Annotated in this window: 10 protein-coding genes; 2 read left to right on the top strand and 8 right to left on the bottom strand. The window is 60.9% G+C overall.

Annotated elements, in window-relative coordinates:
- Positions 1-94: 94 nt before the first annotated feature.
- The 7 genes from KFS80_RS20480 to KFS80_RS20450 all read right to left on the bottom strand — a co-directional run bounded on the left by KFS80_RS20480 (position 95) and on the right by KFS80_RS20450 (position 6,536).
- The gene (locus tag KFS80_RS20480) at positions 95-1,066 is read right to left on the bottom strand and encodes a Csu type fimbrial protein (RefSeq protein WP_212545733.1); all 972 of its coding nucleotides are present in this window, start codon (positions 1,064-1,066) and stop codon (positions 95-97) included.
- Positions 1,063-3,420: a fimbria/pilus outer membrane usher protein gene (locus KFS80_RS20475; RefSeq protein WP_212545732.1), complete on the bottom strand. Its 2,358-nt coding sequence runs from the start codon at positions 3,418-3,420 to the stop codon at positions 1,063-1,065. Before KFS80_RS20475 ends, KFS80_RS20480 begins: the two co-directional genes overlap by 4 nt.
- Positions 3,421-3,547: 127 nt before the next feature.
- Positions 3,548-4,324: a fimbrial biogenesis chaperone gene (locus KFS80_RS20470; RefSeq protein WP_212545731.1), complete on the bottom strand. Its 777-nt coding sequence runs from the start codon at positions 4,322-4,324 to the stop codon at positions 3,548-3,550.
- A gap of 34 nt (positions 4,325-4,358) precedes the next feature.
- A complete protein-coding gene (locus KFS80_RS20465) occupies positions 4,359-4,859 on the bottom strand; it encodes a Csu type fimbrial protein (RefSeq protein WP_212545730.1) in 501 nt (166 codons plus the stop codon).
- Between the two features lie 4 nt (positions 4,860-4,863).
- Entirely contained in the window at positions 4,864-5,400 is a 537-nt protein-coding gene (locus tag KFS80_RS20460; RefSeq protein ID WP_053121735.1) for a Csu type fimbrial protein, read from the bottom strand.
- A 20-nt stretch (positions 5,401-5,420) separates the two neighbouring features.
- Complete coding sequence (locus KFS80_RS20455; RefSeq protein WP_053121737.1) at positions 5,421-5,954, bottom strand: Csu type fimbrial protein; 534 nt, start codon at positions 5,952-5,954, stop codon at positions 5,421-5,423.
- 78 nt (positions 5,955-6,032) lie between these two features.
- Complete coding sequence (locus tag KFS80_RS20450) at positions 6,033-6,536, bottom strand: Csu type fimbrial protein (RefSeq protein WP_218959372.1); 504 nt, start codon at positions 6,534-6,536, stop codon at positions 6,033-6,035.
- A 269-nt stretch (positions 6,537-6,805) separates the two neighbouring features.
- On the opposite strand from KFS80_RS20450, the gene zapE reads away from it, so the two are divergent.
- Both zapE and KFS80_RS20440 read left to right on the top strand, forming a co-directional pair.
- On the top strand, positions 6,806-7,936 hold the full coding sequence (gene zapE / locus KFS80_RS20445) for a cell division protein ZapE (protein ID WP_212545728.1): 1,131 nt from the start codon (positions 6,806-6,808) through the stop codon (positions 7,934-7,936).
- A 585-nt stretch (positions 7,937-8,521) separates the two neighbouring features.
- Positions 8,522-9,835, top strand: coding sequence for a leucine-rich repeat-containing protein kinase family protein (locus tag KFS80_RS20440; RefSeq protein ID WP_212545727.1), 1,314 nt, complete (start codon positions 8,522-8,524; stop codon positions 9,833-9,835).
- Positions 9,836-9,921: 86 nt separating this feature from the next.
- Here KFS80_RS20440 and KFS80_RS20435 read toward each other — a convergent pair whose 3' ends face one another.
- On the bottom strand, positions 9,922-10,626 hold the full coding sequence (locus KFS80_RS20435) for a YebC/PmpR family DNA-binding transcriptional regulator (protein ID WP_053121745.1): 705 nt from the start codon (positions 10,624-10,626) through the stop codon (positions 9,922-9,924).
- Positions 10,627-10,783 lie beyond the last annotated feature (157 nt).

The following is a 10,783-nucleotide window of genomic DNA, read 5'->3' as shown; positions in this document are numbered from 1 at the left end:
GGATCAGCAGCATTTATTCTGAATGACACACCGCCTTCGCGAGCAAGCCCGCTCCCACAGGGGGATTGTGGTTGGCAGGAGCTATCGCGAGAGTTCAGAAACCGACGTCGAGTACTACGTTATCCAGGTAGGTGCCCGCCGGCGGCGTGGTCTGGTCGGTGTAGATTTTTGCGTTGTAGTTGAAGATCTGGCTGCCTGTGCCCAGTCCGTTGCCGGGGTTGACCTCGGCATCGGTGCTCGACCGACGTGCCGTGCCGACACTGCCCCAGCGCGTTGTCCCGGCGCTTTTGAAGATGTCGTAGGCCAGATAATTGCTGCCGGAAATCATCCGCCGCCGCCCGCCAACGCTTACTGCATTCTGCCCGTCGCTCAAGCCCACGGTGTAAGCGCTGCCTTTGGTGCACGCCAGATTGATGGTCTGCCCGCTCACCGGGGTGAATGCACTGATCACTGGCGCGCTGCCGAAAGCGATGTTCGGCGCGGTGATTGTGCAGTCATTGGATACAGTCAGGTTCACCGTCAACGTGGTCGTAGCATTATTGATATCGCGGCCGATGCAGATCGCACCAATGCCGATCCCCGAACAGTAATTCCAGTTCCAGAAAATGCTCAGCGTCTCGGTGTAGACCCCGGCGGCGACGTTGCTGCCAATGGTTGTGCCCAAATACAGCGGCACGGTTTTCGGCGTCGTGCCGTTGAGCAGGCCCAAGGCATCAATGATGCCGTTGCGGGCGAAGTCGTAAGCGGTGCCACGGGTCAGCGGGTAGCTGGTGCTGTTGTTGGCGTAAATCGTGTAACTGATGACGTCGCCGGTCGGCCCGACCAGACCGCTTTGGGTCGAGGACACGGTGCCCCAGAAGTGGTCGTTGCTGGTCAGCAAGGACAGCAGCGATCCGGTGCAGCTCAACCCGCCATTCAATGTCGAACTGGGTTGAGAGGTGGTGCGCACGGCGATCGAACTGATCGTTCCGAAAGCCGCTGGGGTCGTCCCCACCACCGAGCACAACGCCTGCGCCGCCCCCGGCAGCATCAGCGCCAGCCACAAAACCATCCGTGCAACCGTCATTGGCACACCAGTGGGCCGATCAGCGGCACCTGGTTCTGCTGCATATCGACCGGGAATTGCACTCGACAGGTGCTGCCATCGGCCAGCGTCACTTCCAGCGAATTCTGCGCTTCGAGATTTTCCAGATAGACCAGACCATCCCAGCCCACCACCGTCCGCGCACCACTCTGCTCGTGCAACACACCCGCGCCCAACGGCAGTTCGCGTTTCTGCGCGTCGACCAGCACGATGCTCGCGGCAATCACCCGCGTCAGCGGAAACTCCAGCAGATAACCACTGCCACGCCGCACGGCAATACGCTGTTCGACGTTGGGGCTGCGCACATTTGGCGGCAGGTTGAGCGGATCGATCTCGTATTTGCCACGGTAATAGGCGCTGCTCCACGGCACCAGCAAATGGCCGTTCTTGTCCGTCTCGCCGACCTGCTGATTTTCGTAGCGCACCGGAATGTTGGAAAAACCTTCAGTGCTGACCACAACAAAAGCATCGTCGATGCGGTTGGCGGCGAACACCTGCTTGTCCATCCACACCAACGAACCACTGGCATCGGCCCAACGGGTTTCAGCGTCGGACGAACCGTAAACCCCGGCCTGCAACTGCACCGATTGTAGACGCCAAGTCACGTCGGCCTGTCGATAGTCCGGGCCATCGCCCTTGGCGTAACCCAGATTGAAACCCACGCCGCCCTCGGTCGGCACCGCGCGGCTGTAGTTGACCCGCTGCTGGCTCTGCCCGGTTTTGCTGCGCTCGGTGCTGATCGCCAGACTGCCGCGCAGGTCGAACGGAATCACCACTTGCGCCTGCACCGCCCAGTTGCTGTCGCCGATTTCGCGGTTGGCTGACAGGTAGAAACTGCTGTTGCGCCACAACGGTTTGCTCCAGCTCAGGTTGAGTAATTGTGTGCGTGAATCGTCCGCTGCGCGCACATCGAAATACCCGGCGCCGAGGCTGCCCCAACGGTCGAGGTTAACGCTGAGAGTCGCCTGTTCACTGCGCCGACTGAGGCTGATGTACGGCGTGTCGACAACGGTCAGATCGGCGTATTGATCGTGGCGTTGCAGGCGCTGATAAGAAAAGCTGAAACGCTGATTGCTGTACTGATAGCCGAGGCTTAATTGCTGACCGCCCTCGCCGTCGAAACGGCTCTGGCTCATGGCGCTGTTGAGCACGCCGAAATTGCCCAGCCGCAGATTGCCACCGAGGCCGCCGAGGGTCAGCGAGTCGGAGGCTTCAGCGTGGCTTTCCAGGGTAAAGCTGTCGCTGACACCGTAGCGCAGACTGCCGGAGGTCACGCCGGGGCCGTAGTTGAAATCCTTCAAAGCGTAATCACGCCGCAGGGAACCGGCGGCCACGGAAAAATCGCTCAAGCCTTTTTGCAACAAGCTGCTGGTGACATAGAACGGCACCGTGGTCGACACCTGTCGACCCAACGCATCCGTGGTCACCACCACGGCTTCGCCCGCGCCGTTGATGAACGGAATGTTGGTCAGCGTGTACGGCCCCGGTTGCAGTTCGGCACTGCTGGATTTGTAGCCGTTGATAAACAGATCGACCGAGGACGGCACCGCCGCTTCGCCAGCAAATTGCGGCAACGGATAGGTGACCAGATCCGGGCGCACGGCGAAGTCCCGCGAGAACTGCACGCCACCGAGACGCACCGAACTGCTCCAAGGCAAGGCGCCGCTGATCACGTCGCCGGCTTCGTAAGTGAGCATTCGCTCGTCATCGGAATAACGCCAGGTGGTGTCGTAACGCAGGTAACCGTTGTCCAGCGTGCTGATTGAATCACCGGACAATGTGCGTCGATATTGCCCGGTGTTGGACAACGTGCCCCAACTGTCGAACAGGCGCACTTCGTTCCACGCCGCTAAATAGGTGCCGGCATCATCGGTGTCGTTGAGATAGAGGTCGTAGTTGAACAACGCGCCGAAACTGCTCAGCGCCGGGGTGCGCGGATAGGCTTGGCGATTACCGATGAACTGTTCTGGCAGCCATTCCGGCGGCACGTTGAGCAGCAAGCGTTGACCGACGCTGTCGTATTCGCTGTGCAGACCGGGCAGGCTGTCGAGGTCGACTTCAGTGCTGATGTTTTCAGGCAGTTTCATACCGGTTTCACGCAATGCCGTGGCGGGTAAAAACAGGCGCCCGCCGCGCTGCTGCACCGCCACCACTTGCCCGGTATTCATCTGGTTGACCACCAGTTCGAGAAACAACTGTGCATCGCTGACGGCCTCCATGCCGCTGGGCGGTGGCGGCAGTTCGCCGGCCCCGGACGGTTGAACGAACACCAGGCAGCACGCGCCGGTGAGATGCCACAACGGACGCTGAATACGGCGAGCCCATCCTCGGCTCATACGCGCTTTACGTCCGTCAATGGACTGAATCCTCCTGATACTGCGGGTGGCCATGACCACTTTCACTGTGGTCAGTGAACCCTGTGGCACTGGTGAATCCCTTTGCCATGACACCGAATCAGCCCATTCACTTCGCCGGGGTAATGCTCTGCACCTGCGCCCCGCCATTCACCCGCACCTGCAACGCCGAATCCCCCGCCAGCCCTCCCGGTGCCGGCCAGCGCATCACCGCGCCCGGTAGCACATAGCCGAGCAAGCCTTCCGCCAACGGTTTGTTCTGCCCACCCTGTTTGATCGCGACATCCGTCAACCGCGCATGCACCGCGCCCTGATTGCGCACTTCGACATACGGCCGGCCATCCACCGCCACCGTGCGCCAGGTCAATTGTGGCAAACCAATGCCCTTGGGATCGCGCTGGCGGGTGCTGTCTTCTTTGCTCCACAGACCGGCGCCGTAAGCGAACAGCGGTACCGAATAGCGCATCTGAAAACGAATCGCCGCCGCTGTTTTGCCACCTTCAGCACTGGGCGGTTGTGCGGACGGGATTTCGTCGATGATGATTCGGTAGGCCAGTTCCTGCCCGGGCGGCACGTCCTTGGTGCGGGTCAGACGCACCAGTTGTTTTTGACCCGGCTCGATCTTCGCCACCGGCGGGCTGCCGATCACATCGCGCTGGTTCTGGTATTGCTCCTCGTACCCGTTCTGGCTCCAGCCGAACACGCGGATCTGCAGGTTGGCGGTTTCAGTGCCGCGATTTTCCAGCCACAACGCGCTGGCCTGTTGATCAGCCTCCAGCACCGGATCGATCGGCCAGATCAACACCGAACTGGCGGCGTGCGCATAACCTGCCCCGAGCGTGAACAGCGCCAACACCGCGCGCCGCATGAACGTAACTGCCCCCATAAACCTGCTCCTTGTCGGCACATCAAACCTCGCCTCACCACGACAGTTGCACCTGCAACACATCGCTGTACGTCCCCCCAGGCTGATTGCCCGGCAATTGCACCTGACCGTAAATCGGCAGGCGGATGTTGTTTGCATCGCTGTACGCCACAGCCACACTCTGGCCAATGCCCAGACTCTGGCTGTACGCCGCATCGCGGAACAGCGTGTACGCCACCCGCGCGCTGCCGCTATTGACCTGCATGTGCCGGCCACTGCTGTTGTACTGGCCGCCATCGACGCTCATGTTCAACGTCACCCCCGGCGTGCATTGCAACTGCACGCCGCCAGTCAGTGCGACCTGCACCGTGCCGGTGGCCAGCGCCGACCGTGAACCGAAATTCAGCCCGCCATAGTTCGACACCCCGCCCACCACCAGGCACCCCGCCGTGACCGTGGCGCTGACCTGAAAGCTCTGGCTGGTCGCCGCCGTCAGCGGCAGCGGTGCACTGCCCGCACACAGCAGGAGCAACGCGATGCCGCCATGGCGGAACATGGCATCAGAACGTCAGTTCAACAGCAACGGTGTCGGTGTAGGTGCCGGCCGGCAAACCGGCCTTGCCCACGGCCTGACCGTAGATATTCACGGTCTGCGCGACACCGGTACTGGCGGCGAGATTGATCGTCCCGTCGATCGCCAACAGCTGCGAATGCCCGGCATCGGTGTAAAAGTCGTAGGGCACGTAATTCGCCACGCCGTCGTACAACGCACGGGTGCCACCCGGCGACATGCCGTCATGGGCACCGGCGCGCACTTTTACCGTCGGCGTGGTGCCGCTGGAGCACAGAATCGACAGCGCCCCGCCGCCACCGCCCAGCACTTGCCCGGTGGCCGTGGTGAACAGGCTGTTGGCGGTGCCGAAGTTCAAGGCACCGAAGTTCAGACCGGTGGAGCCACCGGCGCCGTTGACCTGACAGCTGCTGATCAGGATCAGGCTGGAGGTGATCTGGCCAGTGACCGTGGTGGCGGCGTTGGCGCTGGAAACCAGCGCCAGACCGAGCAGCGGCAAACCTATCCTTGATGCAAACGTACGCATGGTGTCCGTCCTCTACGGGGTTACCAGTCGAGCGTCACCGTCAGGGTGTCGGTGTAGACCCCTGCCGGAACCGCGCGGGTATTCGCCACCACCGAGCCAAATACCGGAATGGGTATTTGCGCAGCGCTGGTGACAGCGAAATTGTGTTGTTGGCCGATGCTGTAGCTCTGCGCGCCCGAGGGGTCGAGAAACAGCTGATAAGGGAGGGTCTGGCGGCCGTTGCTCAGGCGCCGGGTGTTGCCGTCGCCATGGGTGCCGCCGTCGATGGTGACGGTAAAACCGGTGACCGAAGGGTTGCAGGCGACGTTGAGTTTGCCGCTGGTGTCGCCGTCGAGGGCTGCTTTGATCGGCGCGTTCCAAGTCGGCCCCTGCTGACCGAAATCCAGCGTGCCGAGATCGCTGACCGGACTGGCGGGGTTGGAGGTGTTGGTGACTTCGCAGCCGGCGATCAGGATCAGCCGTGCGTGGATCTGCCCGCTGACCGCTGCTTGCGCATCGTCCGCGAGCAGCGCCAGCGTACCTGCTGCCATGACCATCCAGTATTTGCCTGCCATTGCGCCCGTCCCTACTCCTTCAGCGACTTCATCCATTGCGCTCATCATTGAGCACTGCGTTGTTGCTGTCCGCTGCGATCACCAGGTGACCGTTACTTTCACTAAATCCGAATAGCGGCTGACCTTCGGCACTTCCGCCAGCCGCTCGATCCGCGCATACAACGGCAACTCCACCGTGCCCGTGTCCGGCACCCGCCCGCTGACCGGTACGTCCACCACCAACGGCACTCGCCGCGCCGCATCCTGAAACAAGCGGTAAGGAATCGGCTTGCTGCCCTCCGTCCCGGCCATGTATCGCACCTCACCGACACCGCCGTGCAAACCGCCGTCAACGCGCATCTGATAAGGCGTGTCCGGGTTGCATTCCAGCCGTGGCAAGCGTTGATTGGTCAGCGCCGCACTCAATGGCCCGTCAGGGTCGTCGAGGCGCGCGGTGCTACCAAAGTCGAGCACGCCGAGCTGCTCAATCCCGGCCTCGCGCTGCTGGCCGATCAACTGGCAGCCGCGCTGCACGTCGACTCGCACTTCGACCTGTAGATCCGCCGCGTATGCAGGTGCAGCAAGCACACCCAGCAGGCCCATGACCACTCGTTGATTCACTGCGCCATTCCTTGTCAGCACTGGCTTGCGCTGTCGTGACTGTGTTTCAGGTTAGCAACGCACGGCGATTGCGCCAGTCGATTGGATCCATGGAGCGGTCGGGTTATGTTTCGAAAGGTTGGCAACACGCGGAAAATGTTCTGTCACCGAACGGCCTCGACAGCCCGAGGTAGAAGCCGTTGACGTCGCCTGGTTACAATGTCGCGCCGCACTCCGGGGAGGCGGCATGACCGATACGGAGTGACCGCAGAGTGCCCGCCCGACCGCCCATACGATCACATCTGAGCCAACGATGGCCGGTGCTGCGCCGCTTGTTCGGCAAGGGCATTGGCGCCAGCGCCGGGCACGAGGCGAGCGCACAGTCGATCCGCGATTATTTCCGCAACAAGGCGCACCAGCAGGGTTACACCCTCAGCCACAGTCAGCAGCGCGTCATCGATTGCATGGCGCAACAGGCCAGTCTGCTGTTCGGCGCCACCGCACAAACTCCGCCGAGCCTGTACCTGCACGGCGCGGTCGGGCGTGGCAAGAGTTGGCTGCTCGACGGTTTCTTTAAGGCGCTGCCGATTACGCAGAAGCGACGGCTGCACTTCCATCAGTTTTTCGCGCAATTGCATCAAGGCATGTTCAGCCATCGCGAGCAGGACGATGCCCTCGCCACCACCCTTGATGAGCTGCTGCAAGATTGTCGGGTGTTGTGTTTCGACGAGTTTCACGTGCATGACATCGGCGACGCGATGCTCATCACCCGGCTGTTCAAAGCGCTGTTCCAGCGTGGGATTCTGCTGTTGGTGACCTCTAACTATCCGCCCGAAGGCTTGCTGCCCAACCCGCTCTATCACGCGCGTTTCAAACCGGTGATCGAGTTGATCAATACGCGCATGCAGGTCATGGAAGTTGGCGGCCCGCATGATTACCGCAGTCTGGCGCGTAATCATGAGCATCAAGTATTTACCCATGGGCATTATGTCTGGCCGGGTACGGCCGCTCAGCGCATGGCCCTGAACCTGCCGGCACAGGATGCCCCGCCATTGTCGCTGGCCGTCGGTACCCGGCATTTTCGGGCGCGACGGTGTGACCAAAGAACTGTGGCTTTTACCTTCGATGACCTGTGCGAGCAGCCGACGGCGGTGATGGATTATCTGGAGTTGTGTCGGCGCTTCGACCACTGGGTGATTGATGATTTGCCACTGCTGGGCGACTGCTCGATTGCGGCGCAACAGCGCTTCATTAATTTGATCGACGTGCTTTACGACCAGGATAAACACCTGACGTTGATTGGCCGCTTGTCGCTGTGCGAAAGCCTGGGCGGCGATGCGATTGATCTGGGGCGTACGCGTAGCCGGTTGGGGCAGTTGCAAGTCATCCACGAGCCTACCTGATATCGCAAATCCCCCTGTGGGAGCGGGCTTGCTCGCGAATGCAGTCAGCCATTCACCATTGATGTCGACTGACACGACGCCTTCGCGAGCAAGCCCGCTCCCACACGGGATTATTGCCAGACGCAGAATCCGTAATCACCGCTAAACCATTGTGGGAGTGGGCTTGCTCACGAATGCAATCAACTATTCACCACTGATTTCGATTGACACGACGCCTTCGCGAGCAAGCTCGCTCCCACACGGGATTATTGCCAGACGCAGAATCCGTAATCACCGCCAAACCATTGTGGGAGCGGGCTTGCTCGCGAATGCAGTCAGCCATTCACCATGGATGTCGACTGACACGACGCCTTCGCGATCAAGCTCGCCCCCACAGGGGATTATTGCCAGACGCAGAATCCGTAATCACCGCCAAACCATTGTGGGAGTGGGCTTGCTCGCGAATGCAGTCAGCCATTCACCATGGATGTCGACTGACACGACGCCTTCGCGAGCAAGCTCGCTCCCACAGGGGATTGCGGTGCCGTTATCATGTCGGTCATTTCGGCGCCTTGCGCTTGTCCTCTTTCTAAAGTGAACACCTACATGCACACCCTTGCTCAATTGCGCGCCGGCGAATTGTCGGGCATCACGCGGCTGGATCTGTCGTGCGGGCTGACCGAGTTTCCGCGCGAGATTTTCGAGCTGGCCGACACCCTCGAAATCCTCAATCTCAGCAGCAACAACCTGAGCAGTCTGCCGGACGATCTGCACCGTCTGACCCGCCTGCGCGTGCTGTTCTGCTCCGACAACTCGTTCACCGAACTGCCCGCCTGCCTCGGCCAATGCGCGGCGTTGACGATGATCGGTTTCAAGGCCAACCGCATCGTCAACGTTACCGGTGCCGCGCTGCCGCCGCTGTTGCGCTGGCTGATCCTGACCGACAACTGCATCGAAACCTTGCCGAGCGAACTGGGCGAACGCCCTTATCTGCAGAAACTCATGCTGTCTGGCAATCGTCTGCAAGCGCTGCCGCCGTCGCTGAGCCAATGCCACCGACTCGAGCTGCTGCGCATCTCCGTCAACCAGTTCATCGAATTGCCGCAATGGCTGCTGAACTTGCCGAGCCTGACGTGGCTGGCCTACGCCGGTAATCCGCTGGAAACCGAAGCCGATGCTGCCGCCCTCGAAGCCACGCCGCTGATCGACTGGTCGGCGCTGCGTCTGGGGCAGAAGCTGGGCGAAGGCGCCTCCGGGGTGATTTATCGGGCGGTTTGGCGGCGTGCTGATCACACCGAGGAAGCGGTCGCGGTGAAGTTGTACAAAGGTGAGATGACCAGCGATGGCTCGCCGCTGCATGAGATGAACGCGTGCATCACTGCTGGCCTGCATCCGAATCTGATCCGCGTTGAAGGGCGAATCGACAGCCACCCCGACGGTCAGCAAGGCTTGGTCATGCAGTTGATCGATCCGAGCTTTCGCAACCTCGCCGGGTTGCCAAGTCTGGCGTCGTGTTCGCGGGATGTTTACGCCGATGACCTGCGCTTCACGGCTGACGTTGCGCTGCGCATTGCCAAGGGCGTTGCCTCGGCGGCGGAGCACCTGCATCAGCAAGGCATCACCCACGGCGACCTCTACGGGCACAACATTATGTTGAACGACCGAGGCGATTGTTTATTGGGGGATTTTGGCGGGGCGTCGTTCCATGCCACGACGGATAACGCGCAGACACGGGCGTTGCAACGCATTGAAGTGCGGGCGTTCGGGGTTTTGCTGGGGGAATTGCTGGCGCGTATCGATTCGGGGTTGAGTGACGAGCGCCGCGTGCAACTGCAAGCACTGGAGCGGCGTTGCTGCCAGGCGGATGTGCTGGCGCGGCCGGGGTTCGGTGAAGTAATTGAGGTGTTGGAAAACCTCTGACAGCTAAAAAGATCGCAGCCTGCGGCAGCTCCTACAGAGAACGCGATCTCCTGTAGGAGCTGCCGCAGGCTGCGATCTTTTGATCTTTAGCCAGCCAGACCCACAAACATATCCTGCACGTCATCATGGTTATCGAGGCCTTCAAGGAACGCCTCAACTTCAGCCATCTGCTCATCGCTCAACCCGGTCACCGGGTTTTTCGGCTGGTAGCCAAGCTTGGCCGACAACACGGTGAAGCCTTGCTCCGGCAGCGCTTTCTGCACGGCATCAAGGTCAGTCGGGTCGGTCAGGAACAGTGTCGCGCCGTCTTCGCCCGGCTCGAAATCCTGAGCACCTGCTTCGATCGCGGCCATTTCCGGATCGGCGTCCGGGGTGTCCGGCGACGCTTCGATCATGCCAACGTGATTGAAATCCCACGCGACCGAACCGGAAGCGCCCAATTGGCCCTTACGGAACGCGACGCGGATTTCGGCGACGGTGCGGTTAACGTTGTCGGTCACGCACTCGACGATCAGCGGCACCTGGTGCGGGGCGAAACCTTCGTAGGTCACGCGATGGTATTGCACCGCTTCACCGAGCAGACCGGCGCCTTTCTTGATCGCGCGATCAAGGGTTTCTTTCGGCATCGAGGCTTTCTTGGCCTGTTCAACCACCAGACGCAAGTGTGCGTTGGTGGTGGTATCGGCACCGTTGCGCGCAGCAATGGTGATTTCTTTCACCAGTTTGCCGAAGATTTTGCCCCTGGCGTTGGCTGCCGCTTCTTTGTGTTTAACCTTCCACTGTGCGCCCATTACTCACTCTCTTGATCTGTGGCGCCGAGACATCTATTGGCCGACGCGTGGCGCCAAGTTTATACGGCCTAAAGTCGGCAATCGACCAAAAATATTGATTGGCGAATCGACATCTTCACCACAACGTGTAGGGCGATTCTGAAAAGCTGCCTTGCGG

The sequence above is a fragment of the Pseudomonas rustica genome (assembly GCF_018336155.1).
Classification (GTDB): domain Bacteria; phylum Pseudomonadota; class Gammaproteobacteria; order Pseudomonadales; family Pseudomonadaceae; genus Aquipseudomonas; species Aquipseudomonas rustica.
Note: the sequence above shows the minus strand (reverse complement) of the source record. Positions and strands in the feature narration are given on the sequence as shown.